The sequence below is a fragment of the Polyangium sp. 15x6 genome (assembly GCF_029960785.1).
GTDB lineage: Bacteria > Myxococcota_A > Polyangia > Polyangiales > Polyangiaceae > Polyangium.
In genome coordinates this window covers 162,995-188,169 of the sequence record NZ_JASBQE010000003.1, presented here as the reverse complement: position 1 = coordinate 188,169, position 25,175 = coordinate 162,995, and the positions used below count along the sequence as shown (strand labels likewise).

Here is a 25,175-nt window from a genome sequence, read left to right as displayed (position 1 = left end):
CGCGAACAAGCGCGACCGCGCCCGCTAGCCCCGCGGCGGCGCGTAGAAGTCGACGATGCGGATCGGTTCGGTCAGACGAACCCGCACGCTTTGACGATCGCCCCGCACGTCGCCGCCGATCTGGAACGCCGTCGGCGGGTCCATCTCGATCGTGATGTCGTCGACGAAGAAGTCGAACGTGTCCTCGAGGTTGTCGTACTCGCCGCGCCAGATCGTCTGGAAGTTCGACACGAAGGTCACGGGCGAGAGGTTCGTCACGCGGAGCTGCATGCGGTCCGGCCTGTCCTCCGCGTACGGGAACATGCGGAAGCCGAAGCCGTAGTACGGGATCGTCGCGACACACGCCAGCTTCGCCGGTCCCTCGTAGATCACGCCGCCCTTGCGGATCGGCGCGCCGAGGATCGACCCCTTCTCCCCCACGCGCACGGCGTCGCTCCCCGTGTTGATCACGCGGCAGTGCGGCGTGCGGCGCACGAAGTAGCTCGGCAAGGTCTTCGTCGTCGCCGCGATCGCGTACGACACGATGCCCGGCGCGACTCGCTTCAGGGGCCCGCGCGCGAGGAGGCCCTTCACCCGCGTGTAGTCCTTGAGCATCTGCGCATCGATGCCGAAGCCGCAGAACGGCGAGAGCACGCCCTCGGCCTCGACGAGCCGAAGCCAGCGGCTCCCCGCGTCGGCGCGCAGGCGCGAGAGGTCCACGGCGAGCCCGCGGAACCCGCCCGAGCCTTTCTCACCCGCGCCGCTCGCGCCGAGCACCCACGCGAGCGAGTTGCCCGTCCCGAGCCGCAAGAGACCGAAGCGCGGGATCGGCGCGCTCCTCCGCTTCGCTTCATTCACGACGGCCGTGACGACCGACGTGAACGTCCCGTCCCCGCCGCCGGTGAGGATCGTCTCGTAGCCGCGATCGACGAGGGTCCGCGCGATGCCCTCGCTCTCCTCGACGCTGCGCGACACGAAGAGATCGCCGCTGTCGAGGATCTGATCGAGCGTCTCGATGACCTCCGCCGTGACGCTCTTGGCGTTGCCGTTGACGACCACGGCGATGCGGGGCAGCGCCGGGCCGGCGGACCGGGCCGGCCCAGGGGGCCTCGACGAGGCGGCCTCGATGTCCGTTCCGGGGGGGAGGGGCGCGTCGGTGCGAGAGGCCATGGGCGGCGGATCTAGCACGAATACGGGCTCTTCCCCGCCTGACCCCCCGTCCTCGGGGGCGCTTCGCCTAGCCCTGGCCGTCCGCCCGCGCGGACACAAATTGACCATACGTCCGAAGTTTCTGGACGGACTGGCTCAAATTTTGGTAAGGCGACGGGCGTATAGCCTTCACGTGCACTTGACAGCCGTCCGGCTCGAACCGTACGGCGCGCCCCAGTTCGCGTGACGATACGCGTGGGACGGGGATTATCGCAGAAGCGGGACGCAGCGACATGGCGAAATCGACAAAGACGAAGAGCTCGGAGAAACGCTCCGCGAAGAAACATTCGAGCTCGCGCGCGAGCGGCGACGCCCCGAAGTCCGGGACGAAGGCCCGGGAGAAGGACGACGACGCCAAGGGCTCGAAGCGCAAGCTCGGTCTGCGGGGAGCCGCGCCGTGGGCCGCTCGCCACGCGGCCAAACACGCAGCCGAGGCGCGGGCCCGGGCCGCCGAGCCTGCCCCGCCGGGCAGCGCGCGCGCCACGATCCGCGTGCCGGAAGGCGCCGACGCGATCAAGGCGAAGATCGCCGAGCTCCACAACCAGACCACGAAGATCCGTACCCTGCGCAAGCGCATGGAGAAGGGGTTCTTCGACATCGGCCTGGTCCTCGCCGAGATCCAGGAGCAACAGCTCTACCAGGCGAAGGGCTACGGCTCGTTCGAGGCCTTCCTCGAGCGTGAGATCGACTTCGGCAAGCAGACCTCGCTGAAGCTCGTGAAGCTGTCGAAGGTCTTCCAGCGCGAGGCTGCCCTCGACCACGGCATGGACCGCTGCATGACGGCCCTCGCCGCGCTCGACGGCGAAGCCGCGCCGAAGGCCGCGCCCTCGACGCCGGGCCCCATGGCCGCGCTCCCGCTGCCCCTCAAGCCCCCGATGCGCGCCGCCGGCGGCTGATCCGAAGCGGGCCGGGGCTCCCCGGCCCTCGCTTCGAAAACACGACGTCCCCCTCCCCGGCACGCGCCCGGGAAGGGGGACGTTTCGTTTACGTTCGGTCAGGCGGGCTCAGGGTGTCGAGCCGGCGCGCTCCAGCGCGATCTTCCTCCGCGCCGCGAGCGGGTGCTCCGACAGGCTCCTGTGCCGGTCGAGCCCGATCACCTCGAGCACGCGGCCGCTCCGCTCGTACTCGCCCCGGAGCTCGTGGAGCTTCTCCATCACGGTGTGATCCACGAGGCGGGCATGGTCGAAGTCGACGACCACGTGCTTCGCCTCGTGCTTTACCAGCCTCCCCTTGATCGACAGGTAGTTGCTGAACACCGCGGCGTGCCGGATCCGGAGCACGACGCGATCCCCGAGTGAACGCTCCTCGATGTCGGGCCGGAACAGGCTCTTGATGGGCGCCCCGTTCACGACGTGCATGACCATCTTGATCACGATGCCAGCCGCCACGCCGACGAGCAGGTCGGTCGCGATCGTCACGACCGTCGTCGACACGAACACGAGGAGCTGCTCGCGGCCGACGCGGAACGTCTTGACGAACTCGTGGGGGGAGGCGAGGCGCGTGCCCGTGTAGATCAGCATCGCCGCGAGGGCCGCGAGCGGAATGCGGTGGATGAGGCCGGGCAAGAACGCCACGAAGAGCAGCAAGAACAGCCCGTGGAAGAAGTTCGACAGCTTCGACCGCGCGCCGTAGCCGATGTTCGCCGAGCTGCGCACGATCTCCGAGATCATGGGCAGGCCGCCGATGAGGCCCGCCACGAGGTTGCCCACGCCCGTCGCGAGCAGGTCCTTGTCGAGGTTCGAGCGGCGCTTTTCCGGATCCAGCGCGTCGACGGCCTTGGCGCTGAGCAAGCTCTCGATGCTGCCGACGAGCGCGAACATCACGATGTACTTGAGCGACGTCCCCGAGAGCACCGCGGTGAAATCCGGCGTCGTCACCGCGGCGAGCAAGTTTCCCGGGAGGTTCACCAGGAAGTTCGGGCCGATCTTGTAGTCGTGGTGGTTGATCGAGAACGTGTACGTGTGCTCGTGCTCGAGGTCGAACACGTGCGCGAGCGGCACCGCGAGGGCGAGGACGAAGAGCGGGGCGGGAATCTTCTTGAGGACCGGGACGCGCTTCGAGACGACGGGGAACAAGAACAGGATCGCGAGGCTCGCGCCGCCGATGATCGCGATCTCCGGGTTCAGGCGCCCGAGGCTCCGCGGGATCTCGAGGAGCAGGTGGAGCGGCTCCTTGGCCTCGGGCGTCACGCCGAGCGCCACGTGGACCTGCTTCGAGCAGATGATGATGCCGATCGCCGCGAGCATCCCGTGCACCACGGACGAGGGGAAGAAGTCGCCGAGGGCTCCGGCGCGCGCGAGGGCAAACCCGATCTGGAGCACGGCGGCGACCACGATCGTGGCGAGGGCGCGTCGATAACCGACCGAGCCGTTTCCATTGCCGAGCTCCGTCACCGCGCCGAGCGCGATGACGATGAGCCCCGCGGCGGGCCCCTTGATGGTGAGCGTCGCGCTGCCTATCCACGTGGCCACCACGCCGCCGATGACGGCGGTGATGATACCTGCCACGGGCGGAAAACCGCTCGCCATGGCGATACCCAGGCAAAGCGGTAGGGCGATCAGAAAGACGAGAAATCCGGCGACGAGGTCGTTCCGGATGGAAGGCGCGCCCGTGGGCACACCGGCGCTCTGGTCCGGCTTGTCCATAAAACCCTTTGCGGATCGGTCACGAAATTCGAAATTCCGTTCCCCACGACGTCGGTCGTGCGATCCGATCCACAAGACGGATCGAGGCTACGAGCAGGTTCCCGGGAACCAACTTCGTGCTCGTCCCGTCCCACGACGCAAGCAGCACACGCGAGGGACGCTCCGTCCCCGCGATAGGCATTGTTTTATGCCGAGCCTCCTCCTGACGATCTTTCCGCCCTTGCTCGGCGCGATCTTCGTCATTCTGCTCCCGTCACGTAACGTCCGGCTGATCAAGGGCGTCGCGCTCTTCCACGCGGCGATCGCATTCGTCGCCTCGTGGAGCCTCGTCCCCACGTTCGACCGGACCACCTCCGCGCTGCAATTCGTCGCGCCATTCCCGTGGTCACCGGACGCGGACGGCTCCGCCGCGCTCGGCGTCGACGGAATTTCCTTTCCGATGGTGCTCCTGACGACGCTCGTGATGCTCATCGCGCTCGTCGCCTCTCTCCACGGCGCGCACCGGGTGAAGGGATATTTCGCCTGGTTCTTGCTCCTCGAATTCGCGGTCCTGGGCGTCTTCACCTCGCTCTCGTGGTCGCTCTTTTACGTCTTCTGGGAGCTCACCCTCGTCCCCCTGTTTTTCCTGGTCAGCGTGTGGGGCGGGAAAAACCGGTCGGCCGCGAGCATGAGCTTCTTCCTGTACACGCTCGCCGGCTCGGTCCTCATGCTCGTCGCCATCCTCGCGCTGCACCTCTCGGTGCCGAAGCACGGCTTCGGGATGGTCGAGATGCAAAATGCGAGCGCCGGGCTCGGCCGGGCGACGCAGGTCCTCCTCTTCCTCGGCCTCTTCGCGGGCCTCGCGGTGAAGATCCCCGTCTTCCCGCTGCATGGATGGCTCCCGCTCGCGTACGTCGAATCCGAGCCGCCCGTCAGCATGGTCTTTTCGGCCGTGCTCGCCAAGATGGGCGCGTATGGCCTGCTCCGCCTCACGGCGCTCTTGCCCGCCGGCGCGGAGTCCCTCGTGCCGCTCCTCTTCCTGCTCGGCCTCGTCAATATCGTCTACGGCGCGCTCCTCGCGTTTCGCCAGCCCGATCTCAAGACCATGGTGGCCTATGGCTCGATGAGCCACATGGGCTTCGTCTTGATCGGCGTCTCCTCGCTGAACGGCGCCGGGCTCACGGGCGCCACGATGCAGATGTGCACGCACGGCGTCTCCAGCGCCGCGCTCTTCCTCCTCGTCGGCGCGCTCGAGCGCCGCACGAAGACCCGCGATTTGCGCCACTACGGCGGCCTCGCGAGCGTCACGCCGCGGTTCTTCGTGGCGCTGTCCCTCGCGCTCCTCGGATCGATGGGTTTGCCCGGGCTCGCCGGGTTCGTCAGCGAGCTGTCCACGCTCGTCGGCACGTTCCAGCGGTACGAATATCTCGCTGGAATCGCGACCGTCGGCGTCCTCATCACGGCCGGATATTCGATGCGCGCCATTGGCCGCATCTTCTTCGGCCCCCTGAATCCCCGCTGGAAACACCTCCGGGACCTCGAGCCGCGGGAGCTCTTCGCCGCCGCGCCGCTCGGGGTGCTCATCGTCGCGCTCGGCGTCGCCCCGCGCGCCGCGCTCGATCTCTTCGCCGCCACGGTCTCGCACATGGCGACGCTCTTCCACGGATGAGTCTGGTATGCGCGCCCTCCCCTCCGCCGTCATGCGCGGCATCTCGGTCGAATCGAGAAAACACCTCGAACACGAGATCCACCACATCGCCCACGTCCTACCCGGACAGGGACCGATCGAGACGTTCATCCACCACAACACGCTGCACGGCTTCCAGCACCTGCACTTCGAAGAGGCCGTCCTGGAGGCGCGCCGCGTGCTCGGCGGGCGCGGGTATCTGCCGCTCGACGAGTACCGGCGGCTTTACGCGATCGGCCGGATCACCGACGAGGACCTCGAACGCGCGCGCCGCGAGCGCAAGGGTAACGTCGAGCCCGAGCCCGTGATCCGCATCGGTGACCGGACGATCACCACGCGCGACGTCGAGCGCCTCGCATGGCTCCACGGCCTCGACCCGCTCGAACCCGGCGAGAGCGCCGAGTCGCGCTTCGGGCCTGATTTCTTCTCCACGCTCCGCCCCGAGCTCTCCAAGGAGGCCCGCGAGCGCCTGCTCGCCGCAGCGAAGCGCGAATTCGAGGCCGCGCTCGCCCGCGTCGGCCGCGATTTCACGGTGGCCGACCTCCTCGCCGATCTCCTCGCAACGCCCGTCCCCGCGGCCGTGCTCGAAGAGGCTTGCCTCGAAGGCTCCACGGACGAAGGCGCCGATCCCGATGCCGTCACGCGCGCCCTCGACGCGCTCTGCATCCCGGAGGAAGCGCGGGCCGGATACCTCGACCTCGTCCGCGACAAACTCGCCGCGAGCCCCGCGAAAAACCGCCCCGAGCGCTGGCTCGAAGCCGAGGTGCGCAAGGTGCGCCGGGTGCTCCTCGCGCATTTCGGCGTCGAGGGCACGCTCGCCGCGATCGCCGAGCGCGTGCGGCGTGATCCCGAGGGCCTCGCCGTCCTCTCCTTGCTCCGCGCGAGCCTCGCGAGCTTTGGTTTGTCCGACCCGTTCTCCCCGATCCACGCCGAGCACCTCACGCCCGAGGAGCCCGTGGGCGCGCGGATCGAGGCGCTGTTCGAGCGCATCGAGCACCTCGAAGCCTGGGGCGGCCCGGCCATTCCGCTCGACGCCGAGCTCGCATCACGAATCCGCGACACCGTGCGCGCGCACCTCGAAGAGCGGGACGGCGCGCTCGGTCCCCATGCCGGCGCGGCGACCAGCGAAATCGCGCGCCTCTGCCTCACCGTCGTGCACGACCTCGGCCCGGATCATTTGCGAAGGCGCGGGTTCGAAGCGCTCCGCGCGCTCGAATCCGCGTTCGGCGGGCCGCCGTCGAGCGAGAGCCTGATCGCCGAGCTCACCGCGCGGGATCCTCGTCAGCAGATGATGGCGCACGCGGCGCGCCGGCTCGAAGAGCACATCGGCAAGGTCGGCCCCGAGACGTGCCACCGCGATTTGCTCCTCGCGCTCACGGGCGAGGACATCCACGAGAAAATTCACCCGCAGATCATGCGCGTGACCATGGCGTTCCTCGACGAGGGCCTCGCAGCCTGGCACGTCGCGGGCCGCTCGCTCGGCTTTTACGACGCGTTTCGCAAGATGGCCGAGCACGACCGATTCTTCGAACTCGAAGATTTGCCGGGCGCGCGCGACGCGCTGCGGGAGCTACCGCCGCTCGCCGTCGACGCGATCCTCCAGAGCCTCGAGCGCCTCGGCGTGCCCGAGCCGCACTGGGGGCCTTATCTCCGCCGCATTTGCGTGGGTTTGCCCGGGCTCGCGGGCATGGTGCACTGGCGCGAGACGCACCCCGATTACCCGGCGCAGCGCGCGCATCCGATCGACCTCATCCAGTTCCTCGCCGTACGCCTCTTCTACGAGGTGCTCTTCGTGCGGCGCGCGTCGCTCCGCGCCTTCGGGCACGACGGCGACATCGACGCTTTCCGCCATTCCTTCACGAACCACCTGCCGGAGCTGCTCGTCCGGCATGCGCTCTTCCTCGGCGAGTTGCCCGATTTCCTCGCCGAGCGCGCGCGCGCCCTGTTCGAGGCGCGATCCGCCTCCGCCGCGGCCGGCGACGCGGGGGCGCTCCTTCGCCTGGCCGACATGGTCTTCGACCTGAAGCAGAGCGCCGAGCACGTGAATGCCGGGCATTCCGCGCGCCATCACGGCTTCCGCCTCTTCTTGCTCGCGCAGCACCTCGGCGTCTCGCCGGGCGAGCTCCGCGCGACCTCGTTCGACGGGGTCACGCGCCTGCTCACCGCGCTCGACGCGTGCGACCCCGACACCATCACGCCGATCTGGCACAACGCCTACGAGATCCATTACCGCGACGCCGTCCTCGAGGCGCTCACCACGAACGTCCGCGCGCAGAAGCCGTACGTAGGCCGGCGCGAGGCGCAGATCGTCTTCTGCTTCGACGATCGCGAGGAATCCATCCGCCGGCACGTCGAGGAGCTCCGACCCTCGTACGAGACCTTCGGCGCGGCGGGCTTCTTCGGCGTGGCGATCGCGTACGAGGGGCTCGGCGCGCGCGAGGCCGTGCCGCTTTGCCCGATCGTCGCGACGCCCGCGGCCGAGCTCTGCGAGGTCCCGCGCCCCGAGGCGATGCCCGCGTGGGCCTCGCGCTCGCTCCGCATGCGCGCGCTCGCGGCGCTCCGCGACGTCATCCGCGAGGTCACCCGGAACCCGGTCTCCTCCTATTTCGTCATCGACATCCTCGGGTTCTTCTCGCTCTTCCCCGTCCTCGGCCGGCTGCTCTTCCCGCGCGCGTTCGATCGCATGTCGCGCCGCGCGAAGGACGCCGCGCTCCCCGCCGTCGAGACCGAGGTGCCGCTCGATCGGGAACGCGAAAAAGGTTCGGAACCAAAACAAGGCGCTCTCGGAAAAACCCACTTCACTCTCACCGAGCAGGCGGATCGCGTGACGTCGCTCCTCCGGATCATCGGCCTCGTCCGCGATTTCGCGCCGCTCGTCATGCTCTCCGGCCACGGCTCCGAGAGCCGCAACAACCCCCACCTCTCCGCGTACGACTGCGGTGCCTGCAGCGGCAAGCACGGCGGCCCGAATGCCCGCGTCTTCGCGCGCATGGCGAACAACCCCGAGGTCCGCGCGATCCTGCGGGAGCGAGGCATCGACATCCCGGACGACACCTGGTTCCTCGGAACCGAGCACAACACCGCGACCGACGAGATCCTCTATTTCGACCTCGTCGACGTCCCGCACGCCTTCCGCCCCGCCGTGGACGAACTCCGCAGCGTGCTCCAGAAGGCCCGGGAACGCTCTGCGCACGAGCGGTGCCGCAAGTTCGAGTCGGCCCCGAAAAACCCCACGCCGGCGCGCGCGCTCCGGCACGTGGTCGGCCGCGCCGCGGACCTCTCGCAGGCGCGCCCCGAGCTCGGCCACGCGACGAACGCGTTCGCCATCGTTGGACCTCGAACGATCTCGCAGGGCGTCTTCCTCGACCGCCGATGTTTTTTGATCTCGTACGATCCGTCCATCGACCCCGAGGGCACCATCCTCGAAGGCATCTTGCTCGCCGCCGGCCCCGTCGGCGCGGGCATCAGCCTCGAATACTACTTCTCCACGGTCGACAACACGACGTATGGCTGCGGGACGAAGGTCCCCCACAACGTCGCGGGGCTCATCGGCGTGATGGAGGGCGCCTCGGGGGATCTCAGGACCGGTTTGCCCAAGCAGATGATCGAGATCCACGAGCCCATGCGGCTCCTGATGCTCGTCGTGGCGAAGACCGAGATCCTCGGCAAGATCTACGAAAAGCAGCCGAGCATCCGCGAGCTCGTGGGCAACGCGTGGGTCCACCTCGTCGCGATGGATCCGGACACGGGCGAATGCATGTCGTTCCAGCCTGGAAAGGGCTTCATCCCGTGGGAGCCGCAGGGCCTCCCGGTGAAGACGGTGAAGAGCTCCGCGGCCTGGTATTCGGGCACGCTCGATTTCCTCCCCCCGGCGTTCATTCGTCCGGACGAACGCCCCGCGCGTTCCCGGGTGGCCCATGCTTGAGCGTCTTGCCATTCTGATTCCGCTGTTCCCGCTCGTCGCGGCGGTCCTCATCGGCCTCTTCGCCCTCGGCGGGCGCCCGCTTCGGGAGCGCACGACGAGCCGGCTCGCCGTCGGCGCGGCCCTGCTCTCCTTCCTCGGCGCCGGAGCGCTCCTTGTGCGCTCCACGCTCGGCGCCGCGCCCGCGACGATCTTCGTCGCGCCCTGGATCGAGAGCGGCTCGTATCGCGCCCCGCTCGAGCTCCTGCTCGATCCGCTCTCGGCGTCGCTCGCGTTGCTCGTCACCGGGTTCGGCGCGCTCGTCCTCGGGTTCTCGACGAATTACATGCACCGCGAGGCCGGCTTCCCCCGGTTCTTCGCGGTGATGTGCTTCTTCCTCGCCGCCATGCTCCTGCTCGTGCTCGGCGGCAACCTCGTGATGACGTTCGTGGGCTGGGAGGGCGCGGGCCTCGCCTCGTACCTGCTCATCGGATACCATTACCAACGCAAGACGCCGGCCCGGGCCGCGACGTATGCGTTCGTGACGAACCGCATCGGCGACGCGGCCTTCCTCTGCGCGATCTTCATCGCCTGGCACGAGCTCGGCACGGTCAGCTATTCGTCGCTCTTCCGCGCCGCGGAGACCACGAACCACGGGGCGCTCTCGGCCCTCGGGTTCTGCCTGCTCGTCGCGGCGGCTGCGAAATCCGCGCAGCTCCCGTTTTCGCCGTGGATTTCGCGCGCCATGGAGGGACCGACGCCTTCGAGCGCGCTCTTCTACGGCGCCGTCATGGTCACGGCGGGCCTCTTCCTCGTGCTGCGCATGAACCCCGTGCTCGTGCACGCGCCCGACGTGCTGCGCGCGATGGCTGCGATGGGCGCCGCGACCGCGCTGTACGGCGGCCTCGTGAGCCTCGTGCAGACGGACGCGAAAAGCGGGCTCATCTTCTCCACGGTGAGCCAGCTCGGGCTCATGTTCCTCGCGGTCGGGCTCGGGGCCCGCGGCATTGCGCTGTTTCACCTCTTCGCGCACGCGCTCCTCCGCGGCGCGCAGTTCCTCACGGCGCCGAGCACCCTGCTCCTCGTCACGCGCGACGAGCCGTCTCGCGAAGAGCGCCCCGTCGCGGGCGAGATCGAGCCGGCCTTCTGGCTCTTGCTCGCGGGCCTGCTCGGCGTCCTCGCATTGCCCTTCCTCACGGAGATCTGGGCCGGCCCGGACGCGCCGCTCTCTCCCGGCGCCTTCCTCTCCGCGGCGGGCACTGGAATGGCCCTCTTTTGCGGCGGCCATTATCTCCTCCGGTTCGCGCAGCGTGGCCTCGCGAATGCCGGCAAGGGCGCCGAGTGGAAGACCGTCTCCTCGTTCGTCGAATTCGGCCCGGCGTGGATCGCCCCCGCGGTCGTCGGCGCCGTCAGCCTCTCGCTCGGCCTCGCGCCCGGAGGACGGCCGCACGGCCTCTTTCACCTCGTCCTCGACCCCTTGCTGAAGCGTGGCGGCCTCGGCCGCGCCGCGCATCCGTTCTGGGCCTTCGGCCTCATGCTCCTGCTCGGATGCCTGCTCGTCGCGGGCTGGGCGACGGCCCTTTATTTCCACCGCGCCGCGCCCGAGCGGCCGGGCATTTTGCCGACGCGCCTGCGTGGCCTCTACGTCACGGCGCTCGCGCGATTCTGGCTCGAACCTCTTTACGAGCGCTTCCTCGTCGCGCCCATTCTCCGCCTCGGCCGCGCGCTCGACCGCCTCGACGCCTCGCTCCTCGATCGCGCCTTCGGCCGCCCGCTCTCGCCCGAGGACGCGCCCGCGCCGCTCGCGACGTTCCAGGAAAAGGTCCTCGCCGGCGAGATCGACGACGCCGATCCTTTCGCGGCCGTACGCGCGGCCCTCGAACGCCAGACCACGGGCGGCGCTGCGCTCACGCACGGCGAAGAGCCACCCCCGGCGCCCAGCGCCGAGGACGATTTCGCGCGGGGCCGCGGCATCGCGGGCCGGATCCTTCAATACGCGGCGGCGCTCGCGCACCTCGTCGAGAAGCACATCGTGCGCCGCGCGATCGGCCGCGGCATTCCGATCACCGGCGACCTCATCGGACGCACCCTCGATCACGTCGAGGCGCTGCTCGAGAGGCCCGTCGTCGTCGGGGCGCTCGTCGTCCTGTCCCTGTTCGTCGTCGTCCGCTGGGCCGTTTGACCATGAACGAGATTCCCTATTCCTCGGCCTTGCCCTTCCCGGTCCTGAGCGCGCTCGTCCTCGTGCCGCTCCTCACCGCGGCATTCGTCCGTTCCCTGAAAAACGCGCGCCACGTGTATGCCATCGGCCTCGGCGGCGCCGCGCTCGAGCTCGTCCTCGCCATCATGGTCGTCGCCCGGTTCGAGCGGCACACCTCCGCGCTCCAGCTCGTCGAGCGCGTCCCGCTCTTCGGCCATTTCGCCTATCACGTCGGCGTCGACGGCATCAGCGTCCTCTTTCTGCCGCTGACGGCGCTGCTCGCGCTGCTCGTCATCCTTCACGCGCAGGTCGCATCCAAAGAGCGGCCCGGCCATTACCTCGCCGCGATCTTCTGCCTCCAGTCGACGCTCATGGGCGCGTTCGTCGCGCTCGATCTCCTGCTCTTCTGGGTGTTCGCCGCGCTCGAGCTCGTACCTGGCACGCTGCTCGTGCGGAGCTGGGGCACGGGGCCGGGGAGGCACGCGGCGGCGCGTCGTTATGCGGCGCTCAATGCGATGGGCGTCCTGCTCGTCCTCGCCGGCGCGATCGTCCTCGGCCGCGTCACCGGCGGTCGATTCTCCCTCGACGCGCTCTTCGACATGCCCGCGCCGGCGCGGGCGCAATCCCTCGCGTTCTGGCTCTTCGTCCTCGGCTTCGCCGTCCGGATCCCGCTCTTTCCCTTCCACGGCTGGCTCCCGCCCGTCATGGCCGAAGGCCCAGTCGTGGGCGTGAGCGTCTTCCTCGTCGGCGCCAAGCTCGGCGTGTACGGCCTCCTGCGCTTCGTGGTCCCGCTCCTCCCGGTCGCCGCGCATCGCCACGGTTCCATTCTGGCGATCCTCGGCGTCGTCGGGATGCTCTACGGCGCCCTCCTCGCGCTCGTCCAGACAAACCTGCGTCGCCTCGTCGCGTTCGCTTGCCTCGCGCACACGGGCGCCGTGCTCGTCGGGCTCTCTGCGCTCAACGTGGAAGGTTTGTCGGGCGCGCTGCTCGTCACGCTGAACGTCGGCCTCAGCGCGGCCGGGCTTTATTTCGTCGCGGGCTTCTTGCACCGCCGCCTCGGCTCGACCGAGATCGATCGCGCCGCGCGGCTCTCGCATCGCGCGCCGCTGCTCTCGTTCACGTTCCTGCTCGTCGGCCTCTCGACGATCGGAATGCCTGGGACGAGCGGCTTCGAGGCCGAGCACCTCGTCGTCGTGGGCGCGCTCGGCGCGCGGCACGGCATCATGGCCATCGCGGTCGGCCTCGGCAGCTTGCTCGGGGCCGCCTACCTCTTGCGTTATTTCCAGCGCGCCTTCCTCGCCCCCGCCGCGTCCCCGCCTCGCTCTCCCGTGGCCGAAGCGAAATCGACGCGCGGCAAGAGCGTGCGTGACCTCGGCCCGCGCGAGCTCGTCATCGCCGGCGCGGTCGGCGCGATCATCGTGGGCCTCGGGCTCTTCTCTCACCCCTTGCTCGAGGTCGTGGACGGCTCGATCCGCGCCATGTCCACGCGGCTCGAGCACGCCAAACCGCACTCGTCCCTCGTGATGCACGGGGAGGGCGCCCCGTAAGGGCGCTCGGGAGGCGCTTCGTCGTGCAAATTCGCGAGATCTTCGCCGCAGATCAGGTCGGTTTTCCCGTCCTCTCCACGCTGATCTTCCTCCCCCTCGCGTGGGCGATCCTCGTCCTCGCGATCGGCGATGAAAAACGCGCGCGGTGGACGGCGCTCACCGGCGCCGTGATCGAGCTCCTCCTCTCGGTCTTCGTGCTCGCGCGGTTTTCGCCCGGCACGCCCGACGTGCAATTCGCCGAGCGGCGCCCGTGGATGCCCACGCTCGGCGCGAGTTATCACCTCGGCGTCGACGGCATGAGCGTCCTCTTTTTGCCCGTCGCCTCGATGCTCACGGTGCTCGTGCTCGTCGCCTCCTTTCACGACGTGAAGACCCGCGCCCGCGGCTTCTGCGCGTCTCTCCTCGCGCTCTCCGCGATCGTCGTGGGCATCTATTCGTCGCTCGACCTCGTCCTCTTTTTCGTGTTCTGGGAGGCGTCGCTCGTCCCCATTTATTTCCTCGTGAGCCTCTGGGGCGTGGGCCCCGAGCGCCGGTATGCGGCGATGAAGTTCGTGCTCACGATGCTGGCCGCCTCGGGGCCGCTCCTCCTCGGCATCATCCTGCTCGCGGTCGGGGGCCGGCAGAGCCCGGCCGATCCGTACACCTTCGACTGGCTCGTCCTCCGCGCGAGGCCGGTCCCGGCGGCGATCGGCCCGATCGTGTTCTTCACGATGCTCACCGGCTTCGCCGTCAAGGGCCCCTTCGTCCCGCTCCACACCTGGATGCCCACGATGCTGCGCGAGTGCCCCGTGGGAATCGGCGTGCTTTTGACCGGACTCAAGCTCGGAAGTTATGGCGTGCTCCGCTTCCTCGTGCCGCTGCTCCCCGAGGCCACGGCGCGTTATGCGTGGCTCCTCGGCGCCGTCGGCGTCACGGGCGTCGTGTACGGCGCGCTCGTCGCGCTCGTCCAGCCAAACCTGCGGCGCATGCTCTCGTTCGCGTGCCTGAGCCACGTGGGCATCGTCCTCGTCGGCATCTCGTCGGGCAAGGCGGAGGGCCTCTCCGGCGCGGTGCTCGCGATGCTGAACCTGGGTTTGTCCGCGACCGGCCTGTTCTTCCTGACCGGCTTTTTGCAGAGCCGCGTGGGTTCGTCCGAGGTCTCGGCGCTCGGCGGCGTCGCCCAGAAAGCGCCGCGCGCGGCCGTGATGTTCTTGCTCTTGAGCCTCGCCGGCATCGGCGTCCCCGGCACGAGCGGCTTCCCCGGCGAGCACCTCGTCCTGCTCTCGGCCTATGAAACGAGCCTCCCGCTGCTCGGGTTCGCGCTCCTCGGCACGATCCTCGGCGCGGCCTACGTCCTCCGGGTCTTCGAGCAGGTCTTCCTCGGCCCGGTGACGCGCCCGCGCGTCGCCTCGATGAAAGACCTCCGTCCCCTCGAATGGGGCGTCGTCGGGTGCCTCGCCATTCTCGTGCTCGTGGTCGGCCTGTACCCGCGGCCCTTGCTCGCGATCGTCGGCCCGAGCGCCGAGGCCCTCGCGCGCCCCGGGACCTCCGCCGCCCTCGCGCACCCGTGATCACGCGCTCCGCCGCGCCCGCCCGGGAACCCGGGCCGAGCTCGTTCCGTCCCACTCCGGACATGCGCGCCACCTCCGAATCACGGGCGTTCTCCGCGGAAGGACAGATCTTCCGCTTTCCGGGGGTGGCCCCGCGTCTCGACTACGCTAGAGTGGCCCCGTCGTCGCCGATGCTCGACGGGTTCTCCATGGCCGCTCCGCAATCCACGTCCCTCGCGGAAGGCCGCGCGCAGTTTGAGGCGGCGGTTCGCCCGGTCCTGCCACGGCTCTATCGATTCTGCCTCGCCCTCTCGGGCGACAGCGACCGCGCCGACGATCTCTTTCAGAACACGCTCATCAAGGCCTACGCGAACGCAGCCTCGTTCGAGGGCCGGAGCGACCTCGTGGTCTGGATTTGCGGGATTGCCCGGCACGAGCACCTGGAGGCGCGGCGGACCGAGGCGCGGCGGCGCGGGCTCTTCGAGCAATTCGTCGATGCATGCGCGTCGGCGTTCGGATTCGGAACGGAGGACGAGCGAAAGAGCCCCGAGGCGCAGGTGATCCAGAACGAGCACGCGGGCCAGCTCCTCGCGTGCCTGCAGACCTTGCCCGAGGAGTTCCGCACGGTGGTGGTCCTCTGCGACATCGAGGAGCTCGGATACGATCGCGTGGCCGAGATCCTCGGTGTCCCCAAGGGGACCGTGAAGAGCCGACATGCCCGCGGGCGCGCGCGTCTGCGCGTGGCCTATGAAAAGCTCGTGGCGGCGAAGCCCGAAACGCCGGCGAGGGAGGAGGAGGAATCGACATGAATTCGAAAGACCTGCCCCCGCTCCCCGAGAAGCTCGAGGAGGAGATTCGCGCCCTCCGCCAGATCAAGCCTCCGCAATCGCTCGTCGAGCGCACGTTTTCGGGTCTGCCCGAGCGCTCGGCCTCCGAACGCCGCACGACGAATGTCCCGGCCAAACCCCGCCAGAGCGGCGGCTCGGCCTTCGTACGCCTCGTGCCCGCGATGGCCCTCGCGGCGGCGCTCGTCTATGGCGTCTGGGGGCATGTGCGCTCGAAGGCCGCCGAGGTCGTGCGCGTCGAGGAGCGCGCCGTCGCCTTGCCGGAGGCGGGGCATGCCTGGACCGAGCTCCACCTGCAGACGCAACACCACGACGATCAGCCGGCGCTCGTGAGCCTGGAAGTGCCCACGCACGTGCGCGTAGAGCTCCCGTCGGAGAGCGAGACGAAGCTCGAACGGCATTGTGTCGAGGCGCGCTGCGTGCACAAGTTCACGCATCACAATGGTAGAGGCGTGCCTTTGCGGATCGCCGTCGCGCACCCGGGCCGCTACGAGATTCACGTCCGGCACGAATCGAAGAAGGCCGCGCTCCGCGAGCAGTTCGTCCTGACGGCCAGCCGCGATTGAAATACTTCGGCGGCGGGGAACACCCCGGCGCCACATCGATGGAAAGATAATCATCCGAGCCCCGGGGTGCCGCGCCCTTTTGCGCGGCGTCTTCGGCTCGTCATGTCGCGCCGACCCGGGTTTGGCGGCGCGATCGTTCGTCCTGGTACGTCCGCGCTGCGGACCGATGGAGGTATCGTGTCTCATCGCATTCGCGCGCTCGCGAGCGGCCTCGCGTCGCTCGCCCTGGCCTCCTTCTTCGCGCTACCCGCCGCCCGCGCCGACGCGCCCGCGAAGAGCGACGAATTCGAGTTTCACGCCTCGCTCGCGGACGGGCTCGGTTTTCGCACCGCGCAGGATAAGTTCGTCCTCGACGCGGGCGTGCTCAGCCAGACGCGCTTCGATCTGATCTCGAACAGCGACGGGCTCTCGAGTGATGGCTTCAACGTGGCCGTCGTACGCCCGTACATCCGGGCCCGCGCATTCCACGATCAGGTCCGCTTCTTCGTGCAACCCGAGCTCGCCACGGCCACGCCGAAGCTGCTCGACCTCGAAATCGCCTGGCAGCCGATGCCGGAGCTCGGCATCAAGGTGGGCCAGTTCTTGACGCCGTTCAGCCGGGCGTTCTTCACGCCGGTGCCGATCCTCCAGTTCCCCGATTTCTCTCGCGTGAACGAGAGATTCAGAGCGGGACGCGACACCGGCATGATGCTCTTCGGCTCGACCGGCAAGGGGCGCCTCGAATATTACGCGGGCGCATTCAATGGAAACGGCATCGACAAGGGCGGCAACGACGACACGTCCGTGATGGGCATCGGCCGCCTCGCGGTGAGCCCGGTGCGGGCCATGCCGTACGACGAGACGCCTTCGTTGCGCGGCGCCGTTCCTTTCGGGATCTCCATCGGCGTCAATGGCATCGCCGATCGCGCGCACCCCACGAAGCAGCAGACGGACCCCGCGACGGGCCAGCAGACGACCGTGGCCTTACCTGCCGAGACGCGCCTCACCGCGGGCGCGGACGTGTTCATCGCCTGGGATCGGTTCACGTTCCTCGGCGAGGCGTACGCGAGGCAGGTGCAGCCCGACGAGGGCAAGCGAATCCAGGGATTCGGGGGGTATGCGCAAGCGGGGTATTTCGTGGTGCCGAAGCGCTTCGAGATCGCGGCGCGCGCGGGCGTGATGGATCCGGACACGTCGAAGCCGGACACCGAGCGGAGCGTCGAGGGGCTGCTCAACGGGTACATCGTGGGCAACCACCTCAAGATGGGCTTGCGTTACATGTGGCTACGCACCGATGCGAAGACGGCCGACGGGTACGCGGCCGGTACGAACCACAAGCTGACCTTCCAGGTGCAGCTCTGGATCTAGGGGAGATGGAGCACGGGATCTGTGGCTGTCCACCCCAGCAAGATCTCGACCGCAGTTGAAAACGATTTTCATTGTCATGTTCATCAACAACGGGTAAAGTCCGGTCTCAGAGGGTGCCGACCATGCCCGAGATGCCTGCTTTTCTCGCCAATGTCCTGGAGCCTCGTTTCGGTCGCCGCGCCGAGGTGACGGGGGTGGTAGACCTCGCGTCGAAGCTCCGCAAGGTGCGCTTCGAGGGTGAGGCGCTGCGAGGCGTCACCTTCAAAGCCGGTCACGAGGTGGAGTTCCGCGTGAGTGATCGGGCCTTCCGGCATTACACGCCCTCCGCGTACGACGCGCGCGCGGGCACCATGGAGGTGGTGTTTTTCCTGCACGGGCAAGGCCCTGGCTCGCACTGGGCCGCGAATCTACGCCGGGGGCAAACCACGAACGTGCTCGGGCCGGGCGGGAATTTCGTCTTGCGAGACGCTTCCAAGCACGTGCTGCTCGGCGACGAGACCGCGCTCGGGCTCTTCGCGTGCTTCGCGCGCGCGGCGCCGGGGCAATGCATCGGCGCGGTCGAGGTGGCGCGTGGAGGAGGTGGCTGGCCCGCGCTCGTGGGTCTCGATCTCTCCGCCGCAGAAAGGACGGGGGAGCGCGGCGACGCGCTCTTGCAATGGCTCGAAGCGAACGAGCCGGCGCAGAGCGCGGACGTTTGCTTTTACCTCGCGGGGCATACGGGCTCGCTCATCCGCATACGCGAGCGGCTCCTGCGACGAGGCTTTCCGCGTCGGAGCATTCGAACGAAGGCTTACTGGGCGGAGGGGAAGCGAGGGCTGTAGACGCGGGGCCCGCGGGACGATTCGAAGAATTTCGTGTCCTTGAAGCGGCGCGGCAAGAGGGGGTTCGTCGCGATCGCCTTGTCGAGCCATTCCACGGCGAGCCGCGTGTCGTCGGCGCGGGCGGCGTCCTTCCCGGCGCGGGCGCGCTGCGCGAGGAGGACACCCTTGGCGGCCATGGCGAGAGCCCATTTCGGGTTGTGCCGGAGCGCCTCGTCGGCGGCGGCGAGGCCCTCCGCGACGAGTTTTTCGCGCGAGGCGTCGTCCGCGGTCCGGCTTTCGGCGCGGAGCGCGAGGAGCTCGGCGAGCGCGGCGTGGAGCGGGGCGTGGCGGGTATTGATGCGCAACCCCTCGCGGAGGACACGCTCGGCCTCGTCGAGCAAAACCGAGGTGTCCTCGCCGCGGAGCGCCGCGCGCCGGGCCATGGTCATCGTGAGCAGGCCGAGCTCGAGCCGAATGGCAGGTTCCCGCGCGTCGAGCTGCGCGGCGCGACGGAGCTCGGCGCGGGCGTCGTCGAGCGCCTTTTGCGGATCGGCATTCGTGCGGAGGAGGTAGAGCGCGCGCACGTGCTTCGCGGCGCCCATGCCGAAATGGGTATCGGCCTCGTCCTCGTTGAGATCGAGCGAGACCTGGAAGCTCGCCTCGACGCGATCGAGCGTCGCTGTGGGATCCGCGCCGGTGGCCTCCTCGTATTGCGCGGCGACGAGCTCGGCCCAGCCGCGGTTGTTCAGCATGGGCAGCCATTTCGGGTTGATCTCCGCGCCGCTCGCGCAAGCCTCGACGGCGCGCTGCACGGACGGGCGCGGATCCTGGCCGATCGAGAGCTCGTAGCTCGCGCGGCTCGCCAGGACGAACGCCATGTTCGAATACGCTGCGGTGTAGGTGGGGTCTTCTTTCCCCGCCCGCGCGTACCGCTCGACGGATTCGTCGAGCGTCCTGCGAGGATCGAGCCCGTGGTCGGCTTCGTATTCCGCCCGGATCTGGAGGGCGATGCCCGCGTCGCTCCAGGCCCAGGCGAAGCTCGGCTGAACGCGGTTCGCTTCGTCGAAGCTCTTCATGGCTCGCTCGAGCGAGGGCACGGGATCGAGCCCGATCCTGCGCTCGTACTTCGCGATGTAGACGTGGGCGATCCCGACGCCGTCCATCGAAATCGCGTCGCCCGGCGCTTTTTCGATGGCCGCGAGCCCGCTCTCGGCCGCCTTTTCGAGCGTCGGGCGAGGATCTCCCCCGCTGCGGAGCTGGTGGTCGCCCATGTGGTAATAGGCACGGCCCTGCTTGCTGTACGCATTGGCGCTCCGCGGGTTCACCGCGAGCGCGTCCCTGCACGCGGCGAGCGCGGACTCGAACGCGACGCGTCCGTCGCGCCCTTCCCATATGTCGAGCCAAAGGACCTGGATCCAGGATCCGGCCAGCGCCTCGTGGACGGCCGCGTCGCTGCGCGCCATGGCCGACGCCACCCGATACGCCTCGATGGCCATCATGAAGAGGCGGCGCCCCTCCTCCTGGCGCCCGCTCTCGCTCGCCGTGATACCCGCCTCGAACCGCGCGTCCCCTTCGAGCTTCTTCGCCTCGTAAAGCCAGGGAGACTCTTCCGCCGCCGAGAGCGCCTTCGCCGCAGCGTCGTCGTAGCGCTTCTCGTAAAGCGCGACGAGCCCTTCGATGTACGCCCTCGACTCGACCTCGGTCCCGCCGCTCTCGCGGAGGTGTTGCAGCGCCGGGTCGCGGAAGCGGATTTCGGCCTTCCGGATCGCGGCCTCGCGTGCCGCCCCGTCCTCGATGCGACGCGCGCCGTCGAGCTCCTCCTGATAACGCCCGCCCAGCGCGAGGCCGAGCGCGTAATGCACCTCGGGCTTCGTGTACCCCGCCCCGAACGCTCGTTCGAGTTGCTTCCGCGCCGTCTCGTATTCGTGCAGGGCCAGGTGCCCGCGGCCGAGCGCGTAATGACCGGGGCCCTCGCCGGCGCGCCCGGCCGCCGCCATCCGGCGCTCGATCTCCGCGAGCCTGGCCCGCACGACGCGGTGCTCGCGCTCGATGTCGTGCGCGGGAAAACCGTATGCACTCCGAAGAAAGAGCTCGGCGTATTTCACGTCCTCGCCGAGCTCACGCGCGAGCCTCGCTTGCTCGGAGGCGTGTCGCGCGGCGTTCACCCACATGCCCCCGAGGATCAGGGCGACCGAGAGCCCGATGCTCGCGACGAGCACGACGGCCCGGTTTTTCCGCGCCTTCGCCCAAACGACATAGGCGAGCGATGCGCGCTTCGCCAGGATCGGCTCTCCATCGAGGAAGCGCTGCAAATCGTCGCCGAGCGCCCGCGCCGATTCGTACCGCCGCGAAGGATCTCGCTGCAGGCACGTCATCACGATGGTCTCGAGCTCGGTGGGCACGCCCCGCCGGATGCTCCCGAGCCCCGGCGCGTCCTCGAGGATGACCTTCGTCAGGATCGACATCGCGTTTGCCCCGACGAACGGCGTCCGGCCCGCGATGAGCTCGTAAAGCGTGGCGCCCAGGCTGTAGACGTCCGTGCGCCGATCGAGCAGCGTCGTTTTCCCCTCGGCCTGCTCGGGGGACATGTAGGACGGCGTGCCCACGATGGCATTGTTGAGCGTCTCCCCGCTGCTGCTCGCGACCTCGCGGGCGAGACCAAAATCGACGACGTAAGGCTTGAGCGAGCCGTCCTCGGCCGTCATCACCATGATGTTGCCGGGCTTGATGTCGCGGTGGACGAGGCCGAGCCGATGCGCCTCGTGCAGCGCCGCGGCGACCTCGCGAATGACCTTCACCTTCTGCTCGAGCGTCATCCTGGGGTGCGCGCGATCGAGGGGCACGCCGTCGATGAGCTCCATCGCGATGTACGGCTCGCCGTCGGCCTCGCCGACCTCGTATACGCGACAAACGTTGTCGTGCTGCACGCGCGCCTGCGCCCGCGCCTCCGCCAGAAAGCGCCGCGTGTCGTCGGGGTCGTCGCTCTTCAGGAGCTTCAGCGCGACCGCGCGGCCGAGGCGCGGATCCCAGCCGCGGAACACCGTCCCCATCGCGCCTTCGCCGATGAGGTGGATTTCCTCGTATCGCTCCCGCAGCGCGGCGGGCGGTACACGGCCCTCGCCGGTCTCCCCGGTGCCGAGGCGCGTGTGGCTCTTCGCCGCACCCGCGTCGAGCGTATCCGCCATTTCGTCGCCGCGCGCGTAGGTCATTCGTCGCGTGAGTTTACGATGGCAGCTCGCAAGGCCGCCACGAACCATGGGGAAGCATTGCGCGATCGAACGCCCGGCCATCGCCGGGCGTTCGCCGAGAGAACGGAATCACTGCCGATAGACGGTGATCACGTTGTCGAAGCCACCACAGGACTTCCAGCCCGCCGACGCGTGCGGGGCGTCGAACGCGACGCAGTTGTCCGCACACAAGCCGGCCCCGGAGAACGGATTGTCGTATTGTTTCTGCCCGGACGAACCGATGCGCCCCGGGACGGGCGACGTCACGGCGCCGTCGCTGTTGCAGTAATGGAACTCCGGCGGGCTCTTGAAGATGTTGCCGAAGAAGGCGCCCTCCCGCGTCGGATACGCCCCGCTCGTGTCCGGGCCGATGCTGGGGAACTCGGCCTCGTTCCCCACCAGGAAGATGGAGACGTGCTGGCCGGTCGTATTGAGGTGCGCGCCGAGGCAGGCGGTCATCCTCTCCTGGCAATCCTCGTCACAAGCGTCGTTCTCCCACTCCGGGGCGACGCCGAGCAGGCCGCTGTAGGTGTGATCCGTGAGCGTCTCGTCGTACTTCGTGATCGTACGCCCCGCGGGGAGGGCGCACTTGACGATGTACTCGACGGTCTTGCGACCTTGCGCCGACGCCATCAGGCCGTTGCCGCTGTGCAAGCCGTTGCCGCTGTGCAGGCCATTGCCGGTATGCAGGCCATTGTCGCTGCCCAGGCCATTGCCGCTGTGCAGGCCATTGATGGCCTCGAAGCCGTTCGTGCTCCCGACCTCCTGCTCCGCCGCGACGACGTCGCCTTCGTCCCAGCCTTCTCCCTCGTAGCCGCCGCACCCGGTCATCGCCACGAGGATCGCTGCATACCATGCAATATGACCCAGCTTCATAAAGCATCTCCGGCGTTAGGGAGCAAAGATCGCCACCATGTTTCAGGATAGCGAAAACCGGCAACCCTTGTCAATGCCGCATTAACGCCTTCCGCCGAAACAGGAGGATGAAACGAATCCAGTATCAGCGGTTCTTCCACGCCGTGGGAACGGAAGAGGAGCCGGCATACCGCAAAAACAACGCACCCTCGGTGCGCCACTGTAGGGCCGACGTTGAGGCCTGAAGGTTTTCCCCGAGGCGCGCTGGCCTCGCCTCGCGCGCGGTCAGCCCCTCGGCAGAATCACTTTGACCGTGGTGCCTTCGCCCTTTTTCGTGTCGACGACCACGCGGCCGCCATGCTGATCGACGATTTTTCGCACAATGGCGAGCCCGAGCCCGGTCCCCGCAGCCTTCGTCGTGAAAAACGGGTCGAAGATCTCGGCGAGGATATTGGGGTCGACGCCCGGCCCGGTGTCGCCGATGGAGAGCCACGCCTCGCGCTCGTCCACGCCCGCCCGCGCCCGCAGGACGCCGCCCTGGGGCATCACGTCGAGCGCATTCACCACGAGGTTCAAGACGACCTGCTTGAGCTTCTCCACGTCGCCGAGCGCGACGACGCCCGCCGCGAGCTCACGCACGAGCTCGAGCCCATGCGCGGCGATGGCCTCGGCCTCGAGGTCGAGGACCTCGTCGACGACACGGCCGAGATCCAGAGGCTCGCGCTGCGGCGCACGCGGCCGCGCGAGCTCCAGGAAGTCCGTGAGCAGCCGTTCGAGGCGCTTGATCTCGCTCTCCACGATGCGCACGCGCGCCCGCATCGGATCCCGCGCGGCCGGCGCTTCGAGCCGCTCGATGCCCCGCGCGAGCAGGTGAAGCTCGAGCACGGCGGCGTTCAGCGGGTTTCGGATCTCGTGCGCGAGCCCGAGCGCGAGCGGCGCCATCGCGTTCAAGGCCTCCGCGTCGGCCGCGCGTCGTTCGAGGGCGCGGCGCTCGGTCACGTCGATCCCGATGCCGTAGACGAGCTCGATGCGCTTGCCCGCTCCACGCACGGGGCTCAGGTGCCAGCGGACGCGTCGGATCGCGCCCATGGCGTCGCGCACGCCGACCTCGATCTCGCTCGCGCCGCCGCCATCACGAACGGCGGCGAACGCCTGGCAGAATTTTTTTCGCGCGTCCTCGTCGATGATGTTGTCCGGCAAGCCGCCGCCGAGCGCGGCCTCGGTGGAGACGCCGGTCATGGCCGCGAGGCGCGGGTTCCAGAGGGTGATGTCGCCCGCGGCGTCGAGGCCGACGATGAGGACGTCCGCCGCGTCGACGATGGCGCGGTAGCGGCGCTCGAACTCCTCGCGCTCGCGCTTCAACGCGATCTTTTCGAGGGCCTGCGCGACGGTGGAGATGAGCTCCGCGGGGCGGAAGTTCTTCAGGATGAACGCGAAGGCGCCGGCGCGGAGGGCGGCGATGGCCGTGTTGACGGTGGCGTTGCCGGTGACGAGGACGATCTCGCCATGCGGGCAGGCCTCGCGCAGGGGGCCGATGAGGTCGACGCCGCTGCCGTCGGGGAGCTTGACGTCGACGACGGCGACCTCGAACCCGTCCTTCTGAGCCCGCCCGAGCGCCTCGGCGCCCGTCTCGGCGAGGGAGACCTCGACGTCGAGGTCCGGATCCCCCGAAAGGACGTCCCGAAGGTTCTTCGCGAGGCTCTGGTTGTCGTCGACGATGAGGATCCGTGCCGCCAATTTCCTCTCCTCCGCTGCCCGTATGCCTATCATTGTGGTAGAAGCCGCGCCGCCATGCGGTTCGTCGACGAGTGTAGGGTCAAGGTGGTAGCAGGCAGCGGCGGCAACGGGGCCGTTGCCTTCCGCCGGGAGAAGTACATTCCCTTCGGAGGCCCGTCGGGAGGCGACGGCGGCCGCGGGGGCGACGTCGTGCTCGTCGGCGACGAAGGGATGAGCACGCTGCTCGACTTCGTCTACGCGCGGACGATCGAGGCGGAGCGGGGCGAGCACGGTCAAGGTTCGGACTGTCATGGGCGCGGGGGCGCGGACCGCGTGGAGCGCGTGCCGCTCGGTACGCAGATCTACGATGCCGAGACGGGCGAGCTCACCGCGGACGTGACGGCGCACGAGCAGCGTGTGGTCGTGGCGCGCGGGGGCAAGGGGGGTCGAGGCAACATCCACTTCAAGAGCGCGGAGGAGCGAGCTCCACGGCGCGCGGAGAAGGGAGATCCGGGCGAGGAGCGAGAGCTTCGCTTGGAGCTCAAAGTGCTGGCGGACGTGGGGCTCGTGGGCTTCCCGAACGCGGGCAAGAGCACGTTCGTCGCGTCGGTGTCGAAGGCGCGGCCAAAGATCGCGGACTACCCGTTCACGACGCTGACGCCGACGCTCGGGGTGGTGGAGATCGGCGGCGGGAGGCGGGCGGGCGGTACGCATTTCGTGATCGCGGACATCCCGGGCCTCGTGCCGGGCGCGAGCGAAGGCGTGGGGCTCGGGACGCGGTTCCTGAAGCACCTCGAGCGGACGGGGGCGCTCTTGCACCTCGTGACGATCGATCCGGGCGAGGGGCGGGATCCGCTCAAGGATTATCGAGCGATCCGGAAGGAGATCGCGAAATACAGCGAGGCGCTCGCGGCGCGGCCGGAGATCGTGGCGCTCTCGAAGGCGGACCTGCCCGAGGTGAAAGAGGCGTACCCGGCGATCCGGAAGCGCTTCAAGCGGGCGAAGATCGACCTGCACCTCGTGAGCGCGGCGACGGGGGAAGGGATGCCGGAGCTGATCGCGGCCTTGTGGCAGATGGTGACCGAGGGCCGGCGCTCCGCCTGAACGAGCGGCGCGTTTTTCCGGTCATTACGTTGAATCGCG

16 protein-coding genes are annotated in these 25,175 nt (G+C 68.8%); 11 read left to right on the top strand and 5 right to left on the bottom strand.

The genetic code is table 11. The features are described from left to right. Positions 1–24: 24 nt before the first annotated feature. Positions 25–1,149 carry a diacylglycerol kinase family protein gene (locus QHF83_RS03750; RefSeq protein WP_282416370.1) on the bottom strand — a complete coding sequence of 375 codons (1,125 nt, stop codon included), beginning with the start codon at positions 1,147–1,149 and terminating at the stop codon, positions 25–27. 272 nt (positions 1,150–1,421) lie between these two features. Here QHF83_RS03750 and QHF83_RS03745 point away from each other — a divergent pair, with 272 nt between their 5' ends. Further along, positions 1,422–2,084, top strand: coding sequence for a hypothetical protein (locus QHF83_RS03745; RefSeq protein WP_282416369.1), 663 nt, complete (start codon positions 1,422–1,424; stop codon positions 2,082–2,084). A gap of 108 nt (positions 2,085–2,192) precedes the next feature. Here QHF83_RS03745 and QHF83_RS03740 read toward each other — a convergent pair whose 3' ends face one another. Continuing rightward, positions 2,193–3,833: a SulP family inorganic anion transporter gene (locus QHF83_RS03740; RefSeq protein WP_282416368.1), complete on the bottom strand. Its 1,641-nt coding sequence runs from the start codon at positions 3,831–3,833 to the stop codon at positions 2,193–2,195. 187 nt (positions 3,834–4,020) lie between these two features. On the opposite strand from QHF83_RS03740, the gene QHF83_RS03735 reads away from it, so the two are divergent. From QHF83_RS03735 to QHF83_RS03695, 9 genes are all read left to right on the top strand, one after another. Further along, on the top strand, positions 4,021–5,481 hold the full coding sequence (locus tag QHF83_RS03735) for an NADH-quinone oxidoreductase subunit M (RefSeq protein WP_282416367.1): 1,461 nt from the start codon (positions 4,021–4,023) through the stop codon (positions 5,479–5,481). A 7-nt stretch (positions 5,482–5,488) separates the two neighbouring features. Next, positions 5,489–9,424, top strand: a complete 3,936-nt coding sequence (locus QHF83_RS03730; RefSeq protein ID WP_282416366.1) for a putative inorganic carbon transporter subunit DabA — start codon at positions 5,489–5,491, stop codon at positions 9,422–9,424. Continuing rightward, positions 9,417–11,582, top strand: a complete 2,166-nt coding sequence (locus tag QHF83_RS03725) for a proton-conducting transporter membrane subunit (RefSeq protein ID WP_282416365.1) — start codon at positions 9,417–9,419, stop codon at positions 11,580–11,582. Before QHF83_RS03730 ends, QHF83_RS03725 begins: the two co-directional genes overlap by 8 nt. Before the next feature lie 2 nt (positions 11,583–11,584). Continuing rightward, positions 11,585–13,147: an NADH-quinone oxidoreductase subunit M gene (locus QHF83_RS03720; RefSeq protein WP_282416364.1), complete on the top strand. Its 1,563-nt coding sequence runs from the start codon at positions 11,585–11,587 to the stop codon at positions 13,145–13,147. Between the two features lie 23 nt (positions 13,148–13,170). Beyond that, positions 13,171–14,697 (top strand): NADH-quinone oxidoreductase subunit M, encoded by a 1,527-nt coding sequence (locus QHF83_RS03715; RefSeq protein WP_282416363.1) that lies wholly within the window; start codon positions 13,171–13,173, stop codon positions 14,695–14,697. 62 nt (positions 14,698–14,759) lie between these two features. Next, entirely contained in the window at positions 14,760–15,485 is a 726-nt protein-coding gene (locus tag QHF83_RS03710; protein WP_282416362.1) for a sigma-70 family RNA polymerase sigma factor, read from the top strand. Continuing rightward, a complete protein-coding gene (locus QHF83_RS03705; RefSeq protein ID WP_282416361.1) occupies positions 15,482–16,087 on the top strand; it encodes a hypothetical protein in 606 nt (201 codons plus the stop codon). The genes QHF83_RS03710 and QHF83_RS03705 overlap by 4 nt, the downstream gene beginning before the upstream one ends. A 177-nt stretch (positions 16,088–16,264) precedes the next feature. Continuing rightward, positions 16,265–17,434: a porin gene (locus tag QHF83_RS03700; RefSeq protein WP_282416360.1), complete on the top strand. Its 1,170-nt coding sequence runs from the start codon at positions 16,265–16,267 to the stop codon at positions 17,432–17,434. 122 nt (positions 17,435–17,556) lie between these two features. Then, positions 17,557–18,255 carry a siderophore-interacting protein gene (locus tag QHF83_RS03695; protein WP_282416359.1) on the top strand — a complete coding sequence of 233 codons (699 nt, stop codon included), beginning with the start codon at positions 17,557–17,559 and terminating at the stop codon, positions 18,253–18,255. On the opposite strand, the gene QHF83_RS03690 is transcribed toward QHF83_RS03695, so the two are convergent. The 3 genes from QHF83_RS03690 to QHF83_RS03680 form a co-directional block, all read right to left on the bottom strand. Beyond that, positions 18,225–21,443, bottom strand: coding sequence for a serine/threonine-protein kinase (locus QHF83_RS03690; protein ID WP_282416358.1), 3,219 nt, complete (start codon positions 21,441–21,443; stop codon positions 18,225–18,227). The two genes, QHF83_RS03695 and QHF83_RS03690, sit on opposite strands and share 31 nt — an antisense overlap. Positions 21,444–21,551: 108 nt before the next feature. Then, a complete protein-coding gene (locus QHF83_RS03685) occupies positions 21,552–22,337 on the bottom strand; it encodes a hypothetical protein (protein WP_282416357.1) in 786 nt (261 codons plus the stop codon). Positions 22,338–22,601: 264 nt separating this feature from the next. Beyond that, the gene (locus QHF83_RS03680) at positions 22,602–24,053 is read right to left on the bottom strand and encodes an ATP-binding protein (RefSeq protein WP_282416356.1); all 1,452 of its coding nucleotides are present in this window, start codon (positions 24,051–24,053) and stop codon (positions 22,602–22,604) included. Between the two features lie 54 nt (positions 24,054–24,107). On the opposite strand from QHF83_RS03680, the gene obgE reads away from it, so the two are divergent. Next, positions 24,108–25,136: a GTPase ObgE gene (gene obgE, locus QHF83_RS03675; protein WP_282416355.1), complete on the top strand. Its 1,029-nt coding sequence runs from the start codon at positions 24,108–24,110 to the stop codon at positions 25,134–25,136. The last annotated feature ends 39 nt before the right edge of the window (positions 25,137–25,175 follow it).